The organism is Pirellulales bacterium, from assembly GCA_035939775.1.
Lineage (GTDB): Bacteria > Planctomycetota > Planctomycetia > Pirellulales > DATAWG01 > DASZFO01.
The window spans coordinates 1-18,529 of record DASZFO010000084.1 but is presented as its reverse complement, the minus strand read 5'-3'; the positions used below and the strand labels follow the sequence as shown (position 1 = coordinate 18,529).

The following is an 18,529-nucleotide window of genomic DNA, read 5'->3' as shown; positions in this document are numbered from 1 at the left end:
GCGGCCGCCCCCGCGGGGCGGCCGCTGTCGTTCGGCGGCGTAATCTTGATTCTTCCGCTGCCGAAGGCTCCCATGGGCATTGCCGTGGTGGGCGACGCCCACTCAACCCGTCAAGCCACGCGCAATGGACAACACGCGCCGACGGGAACGTCGCCTTGGAACCGCTCCCAACTCAATTGGAACCATTTGCGAAGCTGGGAGATCCGGCTGGGGGCGACGCCGAACTGCTTGGCCGCGCTCAGGGTCGTCTCTCCCGCCGCCAGGGTCAGGGCAATTTTTCGGCGTCGCTGGGGCAGCAGCTTGAGCCACGCCAAAAAATCCAGCCGGAAAGCAGCCACTTCCGCAGGCGTCGCTCGTTTGTCTTCGACAATAATCTCGCGCCAGCAATTCTCCTCCTCGTCGAAATAGTCGAGCCGCTCGACCGAAAAGCCCTTTCGATGTTGCGCGTAATTCGAGAGGACCTCGCGGACCCGCAGACGATTCCCGACGCGGCGACCGGCGCGGACTTGGGCCACCGCATAGCGACCCAGCGCGGAAGGGAAGGCGACGTGCTGCTTGCCAAGTTCGAGCAGTCGGGCGTAAGCCGCCAAGCAGTTGGCGACCACCTCCGCGACGAGTTCCCCGCGCAACTCGGGCGGTGCCTTACGAAACGAGATTTGCGCTTGGCGGCGAATGGCCGGCATCATCTTCAGAAAGTCGCCGTGCCAAGCCGGGATTTCCTGGTTGGAGCTTAGCTGCTTCAAATCCGCGCTCATGGGAGGATCTCCTGTGAGGAAAGAGACCGCCCCGGGTGGGGGCGGTCGTTAGGAAAACAACCGCCCCGCGACGTGCGAGGCACGAACGATCAACTCAGTCGATCAACTCAGACGCTCTTATTAGCGAGGGTCAACGACATCTCAATTACCAGTGGGACGAGTCGAGCGCCGAGATATTCCGAGGGCCGGCCATCGTCGACCGAGAACCTGGAGCAAGCCAACCGCTACGGCCAAATCGGGCCGAGCAAAAATGCTCGTCGCGGCGCGAGCCGCGAAGGCAATCGACTGGGTGTCGCAGCCGGCAAGCCGGTCGCGAAACGCGAGTTAGGGCTCCGTTTTTTATGACTGGTTTCTGCCGATTCTTCAGTCCCGCTATGACTTGCCCCCGGCGTGAACGATCTCAACGCCCGCGGCGCGACTCGGCGATCGAACCGCAGTCGGTCGTCGCCCGCCGTGCCGCACGTCGGGCCCCGCGTTCCGTTCCTGGCCGCGCGGCTACACGACTTGCAAGCCCCTGGTCGAGACAATTCGCGGCCAGATGTTGGCCGATATGTCGTGTCTCGACGCGCCCGGACGGATGGATGTGTTGACCGACCTTAAGGCCCGTAAGATTTCCGCTGTTCAGTAGGAACGTCAGAAGTCCGCATCGGCCGGATCCCGTCGTTCTGCAGGCCATTGCGAAGAATCCGGGCGAATGATGTCGATTTGTCGGCACCGTTGCGGCCGACCTGCGGCACATACTCCACTGCTGGGCGGCAGCATTTGGCACCATTCCTTGGCCTGATCTAATCGGCTTGATCCGTAGCATTGCCGAGAGGCGTGTCGGTCCGCCCGGACCGACACAAAACCAAACTTCGGTCGATGCGACCGACGCGCGAGCTCCGCCGAAGTGGGCCCCAGTGCGAGTTTGGCCGTTAGGCCCCAGCCATCAAGTATTTCCCCCTTCAATGCCCGATAATCCGCTAATTGCTGATAAATCAGCAGGCAGGACCGGGGGCGCGGCTTATGTGACGGGATTTGGACGCGTTGCCAAAAACCGTAGGCATGCGACGACCCGGCAACGAGATTTGAACCCGGCAAGCACAAATCTGATCTATCGAGTTCCGGCTGATTCGCGCTGAAATCCATCGTCGCGACTGGCACTTCATGATTCCGAGACTGGTGGTTTGGGCCACCGTTTCCGGGTTTTTCAGTGGCTCATTTTCGACAATACGCATGCAAAGCTGAGCGAACGGGGAAATAACAGGCTCCTATTGGAGCTTTATCCACCCGTCCTCGGCTTCGCTAGTTGACGCAACGGCGCAACAACTTACTGAATTTGGTAAGCTCGACTTAGCAGACAGTTTGCGCGGTGCCCCACCCGCGAAGCGGCCCGGGCGGACGCGGCGGCCCAGATGGTCCCGGCGGATTGGTCCGCGCGTATCGCTACGGACTCGATTTTCCGGGCCTAGCCGGCTAAGACCTGAAGCCGGGCGAACGGATAGAAAACGTGATCAAGAACGACAATAAGAGTGAAAAGAAGTGAAGCACGGCGCTAAACCATTGCGGGCCGCGGTTCTTTTCGCGGCCGCGCTGTTGATCCTGCTTCTGCCGAAGCCGGCGCTAGCCTACATCGGGCCGGGCGCCGGCTTCGCGCTGGCCGGTTCATTCTTTGCAATCTTCGGGGCCATACTTTCGGCCATGTCGATGGTGCTGTTCTGGCCGATTCGCCGTTTATTGCGGTTGATCTTTCGCAAGCAGCCGCCGGGCAAAGTGCGCTTTCGTCGGATCGTCATTCTCGGACTAGACGGCCTCGATCACGGTCTGACGGAAAAGCTGCTCGCCGCCGGCAAGCTCCCGAATCTGGCGAAGCTCCGCGAGCAAGGCGGCTTTCAATCGCTCGGCAGCACGCTCCCGCCGATCTCGCCGGTCGCCTGGTCATCATTTCAGACGGGCGTGAATCCGGGCAAGCACAACATCTTTGACTTCCTCATCCCGGACGAACGCACGTATCAGCCAAAGCTCAGTTCGGTCGAAATCCGCACGACGGCCCGCTCCATCGGCTGGGGGCCGCTCAGCGTTTCATTCGGCCGCCGGCCCGACGTGCGGATGCTGCGAAAGAGCAAGCCGTTTTGGAGCATCTTGAGCGACTACGGGATCTTCAACTCGATTCTCCGCGTGCCCATCACCTTTCCGCCGGAGAAGCTCCGCGGCGTGCAGCTCTCGGCCATGTGTGTGCCCGATCTACGAGGCACGCAAGGGACTTTTTCGCACTACACGACTCGCCCTGCCGACGGCAGCGAAAAGACTGGCGGCGAGATTCACTATGTTTCGCGCGAAGGCAACACGATCCAGGGCGACCTGCTCGGTCCCAATCATCCGACCAAGCCCGATCTCGGCCCGCTGAAGCTGCCGTTTACCGTAACGATTCTCAACCCGGACCGCGGCGTGCTAAAAATCAACGGCTCGAAACACCCGCTCAAGCTCAACGAATACACGGATTGGATTCAGGTCAGCTTCCGCGCGGGCGTTCGCACGACGATCCGCGGCGTGTGTCGATTTCTGCTATTGAGCACCGAGCCACATTTCAATTTCTATGCCACGCCAGTCAATATCGACCCCGAGAATCCCGCGATGGCGATCGGCTACCCATCGGTCTATCCGATCTACCTGGCTAAGCGGCAAGGCCCCTATGCCACGCTCGGGCTGGCCGAAGACACCTGGGGCCTGAGCGAGGAAGTGTTGGCCGACGATCATTTCGTCCAGCAGTGCACCGACATCGACCGCGAGCGCGAGGTGATGTTTTTCGATTCGCTGGAGAAAGTGCCGCGGGGCTTGTGTGTTTGTGTGTTCGACGGCACCGATCGCATGCAGCACATGTTCTGGCGGTATCTCGACGAGCAGCACCCGGCGCGGCCTGCCGAATTGCCCGCGGCCCATCGCCACGCAATCGAAGATCTTTACGCCCGGATGGACCAGGTTGTCGGCCGCACGATGGCTAAGTGCGGCGACGACAATTTGCTGATGGTGCTCTCCGATCACGGCTTCAACACGTTTCGCCGCGGCATCGATCTCAATCGATGGCTCGAGGAGAACGGCTATCTCGTCGTTGACGACGCCCGGCGAAACGAACCGCATTTCACAGGCATCGATTGGTCGCGAACCCGCGCCTTCGCCATTGGACTGACTGGCATCTTCGTGAACCGCAAGGGCAAATTCGAGCAAGGGATCGTCGAACCGGGCGAGGAGACTGCGGGATTGTGCGAAGAGATCGCCGGAAAGCTGGCGAAGCTCGTCGATCCGGCGACGGGAAGTCCCGCGATCAAGCGCGTCTATCAGGCCGAAAAGGTTTATCGCGGGCCGTACAAAGGGCAGGCCCCGGATTTGATCGTCGGCTATGCCCGCGGCTATCGCGTGTCGTGGGAGGCCGCCGTGGGACGGACGAGCCGCGACGTGTTTCACGACAACAAAAAGGCCTGGAGCGGCGATCACTGCGTCGATCCGTCCGTCGTGCCCGGCGTGCTGTTTTGCAACCGCCGGATCGAAACGGCAAACCCGCGGCTCTTGGACATCGCCCCGACCGTGCTCGATTTGTTCGGCATCCCGAAGCCCGAACACATGGATGGACGGGTGCTGCAGGTTGCCGAAGGTCCATTGACACCGGGCGGGCTCGGCGTGCCGAGCCGGCAGGCGGCAACTACTTTAACCAGCGCAAGCTCATAAATGGCGACGACTCCCTCATCTACCGTGCCGCAAATCAAGCGGCGATCGTTCCTCAAAAAATCCGCCCTCGCCGCGGGCATCGCTGGCCTTGCCGGCGGCGCGTATTGGATCGGCAGCATCAACCGCGTTTCGAAAAGTCTTGGCAAAAAGGTGATCGTGATCGGGATCGACGGCATGGACCCCCGGCTCACGTCGATCCTGATGAAGGAGGGGCGAATGCCGAATTTCACCAAGATGGCCGCGGCTGGCGGTTTCAGCGATCTCGGCACAAGCACTCCGCCGCAAAGCCCGGTCGCCTGGGCTAATTTTATCAACGGCTCCGGTCCCGGCTCGCACGGCATCTTCGATTTCATCCATCGCCATCCCCACGAGAGGTGCGAGCCGATCTTCTCCGGCGCGGAAACCCTGCCACCGGAAGGATTCTGGGAAGTCGGCGATCATCGGCTGCAATTGGACTTCTGGCCGTTCAACCATAAACCACCCGAGACCGTGCTCAAGCGGCAAGGGGTGCCGTTTTGGGACTATCTCGACGCGGCGGGTGTCCCGTCGACGTTCTACGACCTGCCGTCGAACTACCCGCCTAGTCCCTCGCAGCACGGGCATCATCGGTGCCTTTCCGGCATGGGCACGCCCGATATGCTCGGCGGCTACGGAACCTATCAGTATTTCAGCGAAGACACAGCCGCCGACGGCGTCAACGAAGGGGGTGGCATGCGGGCGAGGCTCGTCTTCAACGGAGATTCGGCTCGCGCAAAACTGGTCGGCCCGCAAGATAGCCTGCTCAAGAACCCTCAGCCCATTGTCGTCGAGTTCGAAGTCCATCGGGATCGCCAATCGAATGCGGCGCTGATCGAGGTGCAGGGACAGAAGGTCATGCTCAACGCCGGCGGTTGGAGCCGCTGGACGAAGCTCGATTTCGCCGTCTCGACCCCCTCGCCACTTCCCGATCAGCATGCGGCCGGCATTTGCCGCTTCTACCTGCAAGAGGTCGCGCCGGATTTCCGCCTGTACGTTTCGCCGATCAATATCGATCCCTCGTCGCCGGCGCAAAAGATTTCCGAGCCGCCGAGCTTCGTGCAGGACATTTCCCGACAGCTCGGGCCGTTCTATACAACCGGCTTTCAAGAGGATCACAAGGCGCGCTCAAACGGCGTGTTCACCGACGATGAGTTTCTCCGACAGGCCACCTACGTGCTCGACGAGCGGCTCGCGCTGTTTGAGTATGCTGTCGAAAACTACGACGACGGCCTGTTGTTCTTCTATTTCTCCAGCAGCGATCTCCAATCGCACATGTTCTGGTGGGATTCCGACGATCCGCACCCGTCCCGCACGCCCGCCGAAACCAATAAGTATTTCGCCCATATCAAACGGCTTTATCAAAAGCTCGACAAGATCATCGGTGACATTCACGATCGCTACGGCGCGAAGGCCACGATTTTCGTGATGAGCGACCACGGCTTCGCCAACTTCGGGCGGCAGTTCAATCTCAACTCCTGGCTCCGCGACACGGGCTTTCTCAACCCCGGCGAGTGCACCTCGATCCGGCACGACGCCGATTGGACCCGCACGCGGGCCTATGGCCTGGGAATCAACGGCCTCTATCTGAACCTCAAGGGGCGCGAGCCGGATGGGATCGTCGCGCCGGGCGAGGAGCGGGAGCGGCTGCTCAAGCAGCTCGTTGCCCGGCTGCAAGCCGTCCGCGACACGAATGGCGAGCAGGTGATCCGCGGCGTCTATCGCTCCGACCAGATTTATTCGGGCAGCGCGATGGAGATGGCCCCCGATCTGATCATCGGCTACAAGCGCGGCTATCGGGCTTCGTGGGAGACCTGCACGGGCGAGCTGATGCCCGAGGTGATCTCCGACAACACGGCGGCCTGGAGCGCCGACCATTGCGTCGACGCGCTGGAAGTGCCCGGCGTGCTGTGCTGCAATCGACCGATCAAGGCCAAGGCGCCGTCGCTCATCGACATCGCGCCGTCGATCCTGAGCGAGTTCGGATTGCCGGCGGCGAGCACGATTACGGGTAAGAGTGTTTTTACGGGATAGCTGTTGGAGTTCACGCCGTAGCGTCCACTCCGACAAAACCACTTCGAGAGATTCCATGAGCAAACTCAACATCGATCCCGCCCTCTACGAACGTGCCAAATCGGCCGCCGCGGCGGCCGGATTCAGTAGTCTCGACGAATTCGTCGCCAGCGCGATCGAGAATGAAATCAAGCGGCTGAAAGTCGAAGAGGCCGAGCAGCAGGTGGCCGATCAACTCCGCGGGCTGGGCTACATCGAGTGACTTTGCGATGACTCAACTGATTGTCTGGTTGAACGCGATCGCCAACGCCTGCGCGAGCGTGCTGCTCGCGCCGGTTGCCTCGCTCCCGGGCTGGCTTTCGGCCACGCTCGTCGCCGCAGTCACGGGCGTGCTGATGCTCGTGGTTTTCAAACACACCTCGAACCAGCCGGCGATCAAGCGGGCACGCGCCGCGATCAAGGCCAACCTGCTCGCCCTATCGCTATTCAAAGAAAGCGTGCTGGTGAGCCTGCGCTCGCAAAGCCGGATTCTTGTTGGCGTGGCGAAACTCTTGTTACTCTCGTTGGTGCCGATGCTGGTCATGTTCGTGCCGATCACACTGGCGCTGTTTCAATTGACGCTATGGTTTCAGGCCCGGCCGATCCGCGTGGGCGAGGATGCAGTGGTGACGGTCAAGCTGGCCGAGGGTCAATCCGTCTCGCCGCAGTTGGCAACCAGTCCCGATTTCGAGACGACCGTCGGCCCAGTCCGCGTGCCGAGCAAGAATATGGTTTGTTGGAACGTGCGGGCCAGACAAGATGGCGTTCATCGGCTGGAGTTCGACATCGGCCGGCATCGATTTGAGAAGGAATTTGTCGTCGGCGAAAGATTCATGCCGGTGAGCCGCGAGCGCCCAGGCTGGTCGTGGGGGCGGACCCTCGAAAATCCGCGCGAGGCGCCATTTCCGCCCGACTCGCGGGTCGAAAGCATTGCCATCGATTACCCCCAACGGTCCGGCTGGACCTGTGGGACCAACACTTGGGTGTTCTTTTGGTTCATCGCCTCCATGGTAGTTGCCTTCGCCGTCAAACCGATTCTCAAAGTCAACTTGTGAGCCCGAGTGCTCTTGTTGCCATCGTGGTTTCAAACTGAGATTTCCATGAGCGACGAAATGCCAACCGATTTAGAGATCATGATCGTCTCCGGTCTGCCACGTTCGGGCACTTCACTCATGATGCAGATGCTGTCGGCCGGTGGGATCGAGATTGTCACTGACGCCATCCGCGCGGCCGACACCGACAACCCCCGCGGGTATCTCGAATTCGAGCAGGTCAAGAAGATCAAGCAGGATTCGTCATGGTTGTCCGATACTCGCAACAAGGCCTTCAAGATGGTTTCGCAGTTGCTTCGCGACCTGCCGCCGGGAGAGCGCTATCGGGTGCTTTTCATGGAGCGCGATCTGGACGAAGTGCTCGCTTCGCAGGAAAAAATGCTCGAGCGGCTGGGCCGCCCCGCGGCGCCCCGCGAACGAATGAAAGCGGCCTTTCAAACTCATTTGGAAGAACTTGACCGCTGGCTCGCCGGGCAGCCGCACATCGCCGTGCTGCGCGTCAGCTACAACGAGCTGCTCGAAGATCCAGTTGCCCAGGCCGAGCGCGTTTGCCATTTCTTCGAACGAATTATGGACCTCGACGCGATGGTTGCGGCGGTCGATCCGTCGCTGTATCGGAATCGGCGCGTAGATTCTGCGGCTAAGTGAAAATAGCACTCCAAAGGAGGTCCGAATGTTGAAATGTAAGGATTCGATCGTGCGAAAAATGCTCATAGCGGTGTTGTTCCCGGTCCTCGTCGCGCCGTCGTTTTCACTGTTTGCTCAATCACCTCCCGGTGCGCGTGACCCGTCTCCGTCAACTCGCGATCCGGCGAAAGAGACTGCTCCGGCCAGGCCGGCGCCGAAAATCGGCGTGCAGGTGAATGAGCCGAGCGCGTTTCAGGGCTACACGCTGATCGCCCCATTGCAATCCAAGATGACATATCTCGTCGACGTGCAAGGGCGCGTTGTGCATGCTTGGGAAAGTCGCTACGCGGCCGGCCAAGATGCTTATCTTTTGGAGAACGGGCATCTGCTTCGGGCGGCCAATCTCGGCGAGAATGAGGCCTTCTTCGCCGGTGCGAGCCAAGGGGGCCGCATCCAGGAGTTCGCGTGGGACGGGGAGCTGATCTGGGACTACAAGTTCCACAACGAAAAACAGATTCGCCATCATTCGATCACCCGCCTGCCTAACGCCAACATCCTCATGAATGTCTGGGAGCGGAAGACGCCGGCGGAATTCATTGCCGCGGGGTTGAAGCCGACGCTTGCCGGCACGAGCGACGTGCTTGTCGATGCCATCTATGAAGTTCAGCCGTCCGGCAAGACGGGTGGCAAGATCGTTTGGGAATGGCACTTGTGGGACCATCTCATTCAAGACAACGACTCGACGAAGGCGAACTTCGGCGACGTGGCCGCACACGCCGAGTTGGTCGATATCAATTTCGCCCGAGGCGGCGGTTCGGGCTTTGCCAATCTAGCCCGCTTTGCCGCCTCGCCACCAATTCAGCCAGAGCCGAAAAAAGATGATGCCAAACTGCCCGACGACAAGAAGTCGAATGGCAAGAAAGACGACCCCTTGGATCGACTCAAGGGCCTGGGTTATGTCGGGGCGGCCGGTGGAAAGAAGTTCGCAGGGTTTTTGCCCGACTGGGTCCACGGCAACGCCGTCGCGTACAACGACAAGCTCGATCAGGTCATGCTGAGTGCCCGCGAGTTCAGCGAAATTTGGATCATCGACCATAGCACGACCTCGACCGAGGCGGCCGGCCACAAAGGCGGCAAACATGGAAAAGGCGGCGATCTCCTCTATCGTTGGGGAAACCCGCAGGCCTATCGCGCCGGCACGGCCAAAGACCAGCGGCTCTTCAATCAACATGATGCCCACTGGATTCCTGATGGTCTTCCGGGCGCGGGGCATCTGCTCGCGTTCAACAACGGGAGCCGCCGGCCCGACGGAAACTACTCGTCGTCCGATGAAATCCTGCTGCCGGTGAACGCCGACGGCAAGTACGAGCGCCAGCCCGGCGTCGCTTTTGGGCCCGAGTCCGCCGTGTGGAGCTATTCCGCGGCGAACAAGCAGGAGTTTTTCGCACCGTTTATGTCCGGCTCTCAGCGATTACCCAATGGCGACACGCTCCTCAGCACCGGTTTCGGGGGTGTCGTCTTCGAGGTCAATCCGGAGAAGAAAATCGTCTGGCGATATGTTAATCCGGCCAAGGCGACTGGCGGCATTGGCATTCCACAACCGGGCGGTCCTGGTCCTGGCGGCCCAGGTGGGTTTGGCCGCTTCACGCCGCCGCCGGCGAACACTCATCCGATTCAACTCCTGCCCGGCTTCTTGTCGTTTCCTTTGCAGCTTAGCGCCGAGCAGCGCAAACAAATTGACGATTTCGAGACCGACGCCGGCTCAAAGTTCGAGGAATCGCTCAGTGACGATCAGCGCACCAAACTCAAGGATTTGCAGAAAAACGCCGGGCCCTTCGGTCCTCCCGGTTCGCCGGACTTCGAGCACGTGCTGCCGAACGCGACCCGCGACAAGCTTGAACTTTCGGCCGAGCAAGCGAAGCTCGTCGATGAGATTCAGCAGCAGGCCGCGGTGAAGCTGAAGGCGGTCCTCAAGGGCGATCAGGCGAACCAGCTCAAGATGATGCAAGATATGATGAAGGCGTTCGCTGGCGGCCCGCTGGCGGGTGGCGGCCCTGGTGGACCAGGACGTCCTGGCGGAACGGGCGGTCCTGGAGGTTTCATGGGATTTGGAGGCGGTGATTTCAACGGCGGCAGCAGCATCTTCCGCGCTTATCGCTACGGACCTGATTTCGCCGGCCTCGCCGGCAAGGACCTCACGCCCGGCAAGACGATCGAAGAGTTGGAAGCGCGACCGCCGGTCGCCACGAAGTGAGTGGAGGCGCTACGACGCGAAGACCGGCGACAAACTCTGCGGAGAGCGGATTTCCGGCGCGACGGGATGCACCTCCTCGCCGCTCGGCTACTGACAACTGACTGCTTCGGTAACGCGTTCAAACCACTTCCGCAAGGCTAATTCGAAGCCTGAGCCTCCTTAGGTTTGGCCGAACTCGGTTCTTTTCTAGGCTGCGGCTTGTCGAGTTCTTGTTGGATTTCCACGAGCGTTTTGCCGGGAGTGATCGACTTGCCTTTGAACGCGGGGAAGTCGAGCGCGTATCGGGTGGCTCGGAAGAGCGTATTGCCCATGCGGGGCGGCCCACCTCCGCCGGGACGAGGCCCGCCCGGTCCACCTCCGCCCGGAGGTCCGCCCGGCCCGCCTCTACCAGGAGGCGCCCCGCCCGGTCGACCGCCGGGTGGATTGTTCTTAAACTCTTCGATTTGATGTTTCTGGTCGTCGGTCAAAATGCTTGCAAGCTTCGAATCGAGGTCGTTTTGGAGGGACTGCATCTCTTTCGCCTGGGCGTCCGTGAGCTTCAGCTTGTCCCTTTTGAACGCTGAGAGGAATTCGCCCGGCGCGGGAAACTTGCTGAAATCGAAATCGATCGGCTCGGCCAGGATCTTCTTTTGTTCGGCGGTGAGAGCCTGTTCGATTTTGGCGATCAATCCTTTGTCGATCTCGTCGAGTTTCTTCCGCTGTTCTTCCTTCATACCCAACATATCTCGGATGAAACCGCTGAACACTTCGACCAGCTTTGGCGGTCCGCTTCCAAGTGGTGGCCCGCCCATCATGTTCTTAAATGGGTTAGCGAACTTCCAAACGGTCTCATGTTCAGGCGTCACTTCGAAGACGACTCCGCTGGCGCCCGAGTCAATCAAAGTGTTTCCGTTCGGGAGGCGTTGAGCGCCCGAAATAAAGAACGAGTAGAAGTCCTTCTTGTTGGGCGCGGAATAGCTCCACAGCGCCTTATCCGGGCCAAACGGGCCACCCTCATCGCGAATGTATTTGCCGTCCCTATCGGTCGGCGGGACGAACTCATCGACCGAGGAGTATTCCTCGGGCTTGCGTCCGCTGCCGTTATTGAAGACGAGCAAATGACCTTCCCCGCTCAGCCCCTTGCGAATCCATTGGACGTTGTGCTGGAAGAAGAGCCGTTGATCGGCCTTGGTCCCGTTGCGATAGGCTCGCGGGTTGCCCCAGCGATAGAGGATGTCGCCCCCCTTGCCCCAGCGACCGCCGGCGTGCCCTTTGGCTTCTTCCGTGGTGGTGCTGTGGTCGATGATCCAGATTTCCGAGAAGTGCGGGCTGCTCAGGACAATTTGGTCAAGATCGGCGTTGTAATCCACCGCGTTGACGTGCATCCAATCGGCTTCCTTTCGTGGCCCGCTCGGCTGATCCTTCTTCTGGGCATCCTTGGATTGCGATTTCGACTGATCGTCTTTCTTGGCACTTTGCCCCGCGTCCTTTTTGTCGGCATCCTTCTTGTCGCCATCGTTCTTGGGAGCGGCTTTATTGTCGGCGGGCGTTGCGGAAGCGCCGCCAACGTAGCCCAGGGTGCGGAGCTTATCTTGACCGTCCTTGGTCGCCATCATTTTAGCGACCTGGTCTTCCTCGCCGTGAATGAAATTCACGTCGAACAGCTCGGGGTGCTCGGAAATGTTGCCGTAATTGGGCTTGGTTTTGTCGCGGTCTTGGATCAGGTGATCCCAGCTGCGCCATTCCCATACGACTTCTCCCGTTGTCTTGCCGGTGGGCTTGATTTCGATCAGGCAATCGGCCTGCAGGTGAGAATCCTTCACGCTCTCTGGTCGGCGGCCCTTGGCAACGGCTTCTTTTTCATCGATCATTTCCCAACAGATGAGCAGAGCGTTTCCGTTGGGGAGTTTGATCGCGTCGTGGTGGGGCAAGCGCTTTTCGCTGTGATACTCGAAATCCCAAACGAGATTGCCGTCCCAGTCGAACTCTTGGATGCGACCGCCCGCGGCCGGGCCTTGGAAGCCTGGCTTGCGATTCTCCGCCTCGGCGGGGCGAAACAGATTTCCATTTTCGAGAAGGTAGGATGCGACCGAGCTGAGATGCTCGCTGGTCCACGAGTGAACGACGCGGCCTTCGTTGTCGAACAGGTACGTCGTCTTGCCACTCGCGTTGATCAGGTTGTAGCCGGGCAACGCGCGCGGGTCGTTGATCGAGACGCCCAGTTTTGCGGGCGTGGGCGGCGGCGCTTCGTCTTTCTTCGCGGCGTCTTGCGCGGGGTCAGCGTTGGCCGTCGAGGCGAGGACCGCCGCGAACGTCACCGCGACCGCCGCGACGGTCGCCATTCGAGTTCTTGAGCTCGTAATCACAGACCAGAGACTCCAAGACCACATGTTGATGACTCCGCTAGAGAATAGAGTAATTGCACTGGTAATCCAAAGGGGACGCATCCATTGTGTGATTCAGAGGGCCCACAAACTCATTTTGCGACGGGCGTCGGCGATTCCCTCTGAGTCGGCGTTTTTCGACCAAAATGCTCGTCAGCCCAATCAATGAAATGCTCGATATTCGGTCCGTCGGTGTGCCCGCCGTCGTGCTGGCGCCAGGCCAGGTCGCCAGACAGCAACCCGGCATTCACCAACGGCATTTTCTCCTTTTTGTAATCGTCAGATGTGCCTAGGCCCTTTGCGCCCAGCAGCCGGAACACCGGGCCGGCGGCGACCGTGGCCATGAAACTCCCCTGCTGGTCAAGCCAATTCGCATCACCATTCTACGGGATTCCGTAGCTGATGAAAGTGAGGCGCGGAGCACATAAAGCGATCAATTCGTGCGAATCGACCGGGAGATCACCTGGGGTCAGGCTTCCGAACTTTGACTCAGCGGTCCCATATTTCAGGAAGTTGCCTGCCATCCAGTGATATTCTCCGGAGCCTGTCAGGTTCTCGACGGCCTCGCCAAAAATTTTGACGGTGGAGCTTCGCGCCCCCTTCTCCTGACGATCCGACCAGTACCATGGCAAAACGGGGATCGAACGCCATCGCCACCAGTGCCGCTTTGCCGTATCGTGAAACACCTTCGATACCGACGCGCTTCGCATCGACGGCCGGATCAGTTTCCAGATAATCCAAACCTCGTGACGCGCCCCAGCCCCAGGCACGCAATGCGCCCCAGTCATCCGGCTTGCGAGGCTGGCCCTTGTAGGTTAGACCAATGATGCCTCGAGTCAGTCCCGCCCCGTTGTCGGCTTGAATGCTGGCTGGCGGGATCATGGCGAATCCCCATCCCGCTTGAACCAGTGTTTCTGATCGAGACGGCCCGGGCGGTCCAAACCCGCGCCCCGCGCCCGTGGGAATACGCCCCGCGCGCCCGCCACCGAATCCGAACCCGCCAAACATGATTAACGCTGGCGGGGGGCCCTTTGCATTCTTTGGTGTGGTCAAAGTCATCGAGATGTTCGCCTCGATTGCCGGACACGCCGAGTTATCGACGTGACCTTGAAGCTGCTTTTCGATGACAGGCCTGTCTCCGACCGTCGCATCGCGAGTTTCGGTGACGGTCCACGTCACTTTGGGGACAGTCTTTGGGATCCGCCCGTAGACTTCGCGCTCGAAGTCTTCCACGATCTCCGGGCGACGCTGGTTCCACCACACTTCGGGAGTGCCGACGGGGTCTCCGTTCTTGAGCGTCAGAACGGGAGGTAAATCAGGATATGGGTTAGCCAATGCCTCGTCATAGTTCGCGTGATCTGGTGCCGATTTATTGCCATTGGGGCCCGGCCGCAGCTTTGTGATCCCCAGTTGTTCCATCATGTTTCTGTGATCTTCCTGCGTGGAAAAATTGACCGGAGCAGGAGCCGACTCAGGATCCGCCGCCTTCCCCTGTGGCATGATGGCTGGGACTGCCAGAAAGAAACCAGTTAGCAACAAACCGATGAGGATGGTTTCGCGATTCACGGTCATTCACCTCAGATTCGAGATTCAAGGAAATACACCCGGCTTCGGCGATCACGCTTCGCGATCCCGAACCACCGCCTAATCGCGGCGGTGGCCCCACACGCGGAATCTGACCGCATGATTGTAGTCAGTTTCGACGCAGAGCGGAGGAAACCGATTGCGGCTCACGAATCCGACGTAGCTCCGGATCAGCTCGCGGCCGTTCTTTGGCAAGCCGCCGAGCTTGGCGCCGAAAATCCTGGGTTTGTCCTCGCTTGAGTAGCCGAAGGTGGAAACAGGATTTGGACTCAGTAAATGCCGAGATGGAATCGCGTTGTGGCGATTCTGGCTTTATGTGAGCTGAATTCAATGGCCTGTTTGAACCGAGAGCGACGTCGTCTGATCCCAGCGTAAGCGTCGGTCTACCCACAACGAATTGGCGAATGACAGGCCACGGTCGATGACGGGTGCGAAGCGCGCGTCGGTCCGCCCGGCGAATGGAACGTAGATCTCCGCAAAATCCTTCCACTTAACAGGTAAGCGCTGCTATCACAGCACGCCATGAAAATCGGCAGCTTAGGCGGAAATCGTTTGGCGCTCGGACCAGTTGATATCGCAAAACCAAATGTGAAATCGCTGGGTCCCCGATTCGCATTGAGCTGGCAATGTAAGATGTACTGTCCGTTGCACGGTAGGGCCCAACCGGCAGGTTCGTCACCGATGCGGGCCGCAGGTGACGGAGCACCCCGCTGACTCCGTCGATTCTGGCTTGCTACCGGTGTTGTGGTATGATTGAAACCAAGACGCTGGGGTTCCGCGCTCCACTGCCACGATTTATCTCTCGGGCAAGTCATGCTTTTGCAAGCCGCGCTCTGGATTGGAGTTGCCTGCTTTGCAGGGGCGGTCGAACCGAAAACGCCGTCGGCTGCCGCCCCTGCGTCGGCACCATCCTCGTCTGTCTCTCCGATGGCGCCGGAACGAACATTCACCCCCGGGGAACAGGCGCAAGTCGACGAGGCGAAAAAGCTGAACGCGCGAGCTAGCGAGCTTTACCAGGCAGGAAAAGCCGGTGAAGCGATTCCGCTTGCTGAGCAGGCACTCGCCGTCCGCAAGCAGGTTTTGGGAGAGAAGCATCCCGATTACGCCACCAGCCTGAACAATCTGGCGTTCTTGTATCAAGCCCAAGGGAACTACGCGAAAGCGCAACCCCTCTACGTCGAGGTGCTCGCGATTCGCAAGCAGGTTTTGGGAGAAAAGCATCCCGACTACGCCGCCAGCCTGAACAATCTGGCCGCAATGTACGAATCTCAAGGTAACTACGCCAAGGCGGAGCCGCTTTACGTCGAGGCGCTCGCCATTAGCAAGCAGGTTTTGGGAGAAAAGCATCCCGAATACGCGCTCGGCCTGAACAACCTCGCCGTTCTGTACCAAACCCAAGGAAACTATGCGAAGGCGGAGCCGCTGTACGTCGAGGCGCTCGCCATCAACAAGCAGGCTTTGGGACAGAAGCATCCCCATTACGCCAGTAGCCTGAACAATCTGGCCGGTTTATACAGAGACCAAGGAAACTACGCGAAGGCGGAGCCACTCTTCGTCGAGGCGCTCGCCACCCGCAAGCAGATTTTGGGAGAAAAGCATCCCGATTACGCCGGCAGCCTGAACAGTCTGGCATTTCTGTACGAAGCCGAAGGAAACTATGCGAAGGCGGAGCCGCTCTATGTCGAGGCGCTCGCCATCAATAAGCAGGTTTTGGGAGAGAGGCATCCCGACTACGCCAACAGCCTGAACAATCTGGCGCGGTTTTACCAAAGCCAAGGTGACTTCGCGAAGGCGGAGCCGCTGTACGTCGAGGCGCTCGCCATCCGCAAGCAGGTTTTGGGAGAAAAGCATCCCCATTACGCCAACAGCCTGAACAATCTGGCCGAGTTATACCGCGCCGAAGGAAACTACGCGAAGGCGGAGCCGCTGTACGTCGAGGCGCTCGCCATCCGCAAGCAGGTTTTGGGAGAGAAGCATCCCGCCTACGCTGACAGCCTGAACAATCTCGCCACGCTATACCAAGCCCAAGGAAACTGCGCGAAGGCGGAGCCACTCTACGTCGAAGCGCTCGCGATCCGCAAGCAGGTTTTGGGAGAGAAGCATGCCTATTACGCCACCAGCCTGAACAATCTTGCCTACTTGTACTATTCTCAAGATGACTACGCGAAGGCGGAGCCACTCTACGTCGAGGCGCTCGCCATCAACAAGCAGGTTTTGGGAGAGAAGCATCCCTACTACGCCACCAGCCTGAGCAGTCTGGCCTCGCTGTATCAGGACCAAGGGAACTACGCGAAAGCGGAGCCGCTGTACATCGAGGCGCTCGCCATCAACAAGCATGCTTTGGGAGAGAAGCATCCCGACTATGCCACCAGCCTGAACAATCTGGCCGAGTTATACCGCGCCGAAGGAAAATACGCGCAGGCGGAGCCGCTGTACGTCGAGGCGCTCGCCATCAACAAGCATGCTTTGGGAGAGAAGCATCCCTACTACGCTAACAGCCTGAACAATCTGGCCGAGTTATACCGCGCCGAAGGAAACTACGCGAAGGTGGAGCCGCTCTACGTCGAGGCGCTCGCCATCCGCAAGCAGGTTTTGGGAGAGAAGCATCCCGACTACGCTGACAGCCTGAACAATCTGGCCGAGTTATACCGCGCCGAAGGAAACTACGCGAAGGCGGAGCCACTCTTCGTCGAGGCGCTCGCCATCCGCAAGCAGGTTTTGGGAGAGAAGCATCCCCATTACGCCACCAGCCTGAGCAATCTGGCCTACTTGTACTATTCTCAAGGTGACTACGCGAAGGCGGAGACGCTCTACGTCGAGGCGCTCGCCATAAACAAGCAGGTTTTGGGAGAGAAGCATCCCTACTACGCCATCAGCCTGAACAATCTCGCCACGCTATACCAAGGCCAAGGAAACTACGCGAAGGCGGAACTGCTCTTGGTCGACGCGCTCGCCATCAACAAGCAGGTTTTGGGAGAGAAGCATCACGACTACGCCACCAGCCTGAACAATCTGGCATATTGCGAAGTAGGATTGCGTTCATTCGGTGCAGCCGCCGGCCACGCGCGACAGGCCACCGAAATCATGCGGCAGCATCTTGAGCAAACCGCCGCGATCCAGTCGGAACACCAACAACTGCTGATGATTGACAACGTCCGAGATGTTTTCAGCGACTTTCTATCCGCCGGCCGCGCGGCCAAGATGCCACCGGAAATTGTCTACGACGAGGTCTTGGCATGGAAAGGCGCCGTCACCAGCCGGCAGGCGTTCCTTAGGGCGCTTCGCCGCGATTTGGCGAAGAAGCCACAAGTGGCGGCACTGTACGGCGATCTCGAAACGGCGACCAGCGAATTAACGGTGTTAACCAACCAGGTTCCCACCGGGCCCGACCGCGATGCCTACAAAAAACGGCTGAACGACCTCAGCGAAAAGGTCGAAGACCTGCAAGGGAAGCTGGCAAATGTCAGCGCTCAATTTGCCGAGCAACGAGCTCAACAAAAGCGGACCGGCGCGGATTTGCGCAAAGCCCTCCCGGCCGACACCGCCCTGGTGGACCTTATTGAGTACTACAATTACGGCTGGACCGAGGAGAACCAAGACAAGCCGATCTGGCGCCGGCGCATCGCTGCCTTCGTCGTGCGGCATGACCAACCGGTGGCCTGGATTGATCTGGGCCTGAGCGCCGATATCGACTCGGCCGTCGAGACGTGGCGCGCGGGGTATGGCCGCGGCGAGGAAGCGCAGCAGGCGGCCGCGACGCTGCGGAAAAAAGTCTGGCAACCGCTGGAAGCCAGCTTGACCGGCGCGAACATTGTCTTGATCTCTCCCGATGGTGAACTGGCCAAGTTCCCTTGGATCGCCTTGCCGGGCAATGCGCTGGGCAAGTTCTTGATCGAAGAGCGGGCGATCGCCGTGATTCCGGTTCCCCAGGCGCTACCGGAACTGTTGGCCACCCGGGGAATGGCTCCTTTTGCGGAGTCCGCGGAGCAAAAGGTGCCTGTCCCCCTCGCGCCGCCTTCGCTGCTATTGGTCGGCGACGTTGACTACGGCGGCGATCCCGGCGTGCTGCTCGCCAGCGATCGGGGCGGGCGAGCCGTTCGCGACGGCGAGTCAAAATGGATTCCC

11 protein-coding genes are annotated in these 18,529 nt (G+C 59.8%); 7 read left to right on the top strand and 4 right to left on the bottom strand.

What is annotated here, in order from left to right; genetic code table 11:
• Positions 1–110 precede the first annotated feature (110 nt).
• The gene (locus VGY55_04975; protein HEV2969323.1) at positions 111–755 is read right to left on the bottom strand and encodes a hypothetical protein; all 645 of its coding nucleotides are present in this window, start codon (positions 753–755) and stop codon (positions 111–113) included.
• Between the two features lie 1,521 nt (positions 756–2,276).
• On the opposite strand from VGY55_04975, the gene VGY55_04970 reads away from it, so the two are divergent.
• Genes VGY55_04970 through VGY55_04945 form a run of 6 tightly spaced genes read left to right on the top strand, consistent with a single transcriptional unit; the run spans position 2,277 to position 10,457 of the window.
• Entirely contained in the window at positions 2,277–4,457 is a 2,181-nt protein-coding gene (locus VGY55_04970; protein ID HEV2969322.1) for an alkaline phosphatase family protein, read from the top strand.
• Positions 4,458–6,506: an alkaline phosphatase family protein gene (locus tag VGY55_04965; GenBank protein HEV2969321.1), complete on the top strand. Its 2,049-nt coding sequence runs from the start codon at positions 4,458–4,460 to the stop codon at positions 6,504–6,506.
• A 55-nt stretch (positions 6,507–6,561) separates the two neighbouring features.
• Entirely contained in the window at positions 6,562–6,747 is a 186-nt protein-coding gene (locus VGY55_04960; GenBank protein ID HEV2969320.1) for a hypothetical protein, read from the top strand.
• Positions 6,748–6,754: 7 nt separating this feature from the next.
• Entirely contained in the window at positions 6,755–7,579 is an 825-nt protein-coding gene (locus VGY55_04955) for a hypothetical protein (GenBank protein ID HEV2969319.1), read from the top strand.
• A 45-nt stretch (positions 7,580–7,624) separates the two neighbouring features.
• Entirely contained in the window at positions 7,625–8,224 is a 600-nt protein-coding gene (locus VGY55_04950; protein ID HEV2969318.1) for a sulfotransferase, read from the top strand.
• Positions 8,225–8,249: 25 nt separating this feature from the next.
• Positions 8,250–10,457, top strand: a complete 2,208-nt coding sequence (locus tag VGY55_04945) for an aryl-sulfate sulfotransferase (protein HEV2969317.1) — start codon at positions 8,250–8,252, stop codon at positions 10,455–10,457.
• A 137-nt stretch (positions 10,458–10,594) separates the two neighbouring features.
• Here the strand turns inward: VGY55_04945 and VGY55_04940 are convergent, their stop codons facing one another.
• The 3 genes from VGY55_04940 to VGY55_04930 all read right to left on the bottom strand — a co-directional run bounded on the left by VGY55_04940 (position 10,595) and on the right by VGY55_04930 (position 14,386).
• Positions 10,595–12,778 (bottom strand): aryl-sulfate sulfotransferase, encoded by a 2,184-nt coding sequence (locus tag VGY55_04940; GenBank protein HEV2969316.1) that lies wholly within the window; start codon positions 12,776–12,778, stop codon positions 10,595–10,597.
• 134 nt (positions 12,779–12,912) lie between these two features.
• Entirely contained in the window at positions 12,913–13,164 is a 252-nt protein-coding gene (locus tag VGY55_04935; protein ID HEV2969315.1) for a hypothetical protein, read from the bottom strand.
• A 145-nt stretch (positions 13,165–13,309) separates the two neighbouring features.
• Complete coding sequence (locus VGY55_04930; GenBank protein HEV2969314.1) at positions 13,310–14,386, bottom strand: hypothetical protein; 1,077 nt, start codon at positions 14,384–14,386, stop codon at positions 13,310–13,312.
• Positions 14,387–15,331: 945 nt separating this feature from the next.
• On the opposite strand from VGY55_04930, the gene VGY55_04925 reads away from it, so the two are divergent.
• A partial coding sequence (locus VGY55_04925) for a tetratricopeptide repeat protein (protein ID HEV2969313.1) occupies positions 15,332–18,529 on the top strand: 3,198 nt, incomplete at its 3' end.

What these genes read in the sequence shown, in the direction of transcription:
- VGY55_04975 (HEV2969323.1), bottom strand. Translation starts at nt 755, where the DNA reads ATGAGCGCGGATTTGAAGCAGCTAAGCTCCAACCAGGAAATCCCGGCT.
- VGY55_04965 (HEV2969321.1), top strand. Translation starts at nt 4,458, where the DNA reads ATGGCGACGACTCCCTCATCTACCGTGCCGCAAATCAAGCGGCGATCG.
- VGY55_04960 (HEV2969320.1), top strand. Translation starts at nt 6,562, where the DNA reads ATGAGCAAACTCAACATCGATCCCGCCCTCTACGAACGTGCCAAATCG.
- VGY55_04955 (HEV2969319.1), top strand. Translation starts at nt 6,755, where the DNA reads ATGACTCAACTGATTGTCTGGTTGAACGCGATCGCCAACGCCTGCGCG.
- VGY55_04950 (HEV2969318.1), top strand. Translation starts at nt 7,625, where the DNA reads ATGAGCGACGAAATGCCAACCGATTTAGAGATCATGATCGTCTCCGGT.
- VGY55_04945 (HEV2969317.1), top strand. Translation starts at nt 8,250, where the DNA reads ATGTTGAAATGTAAGGATTCGATCGTGCGAAAAATGCTCATAGCGGTG.
- VGY55_04940 (HEV2969316.1), bottom strand. Translation starts at nt 12,778, where the DNA reads ATGGCGACCGTCGCGGCGGTCGCGGTGACGTTCGCGGCGGTCCTCGCC.
- VGY55_04935 (HEV2969315.1), bottom strand. Translation starts at nt 13,164, where the DNA reads ATGGCCACGGTCGCCGCCGGCCCGGTGTTCCGGCTGCTGGGCGCAAAG.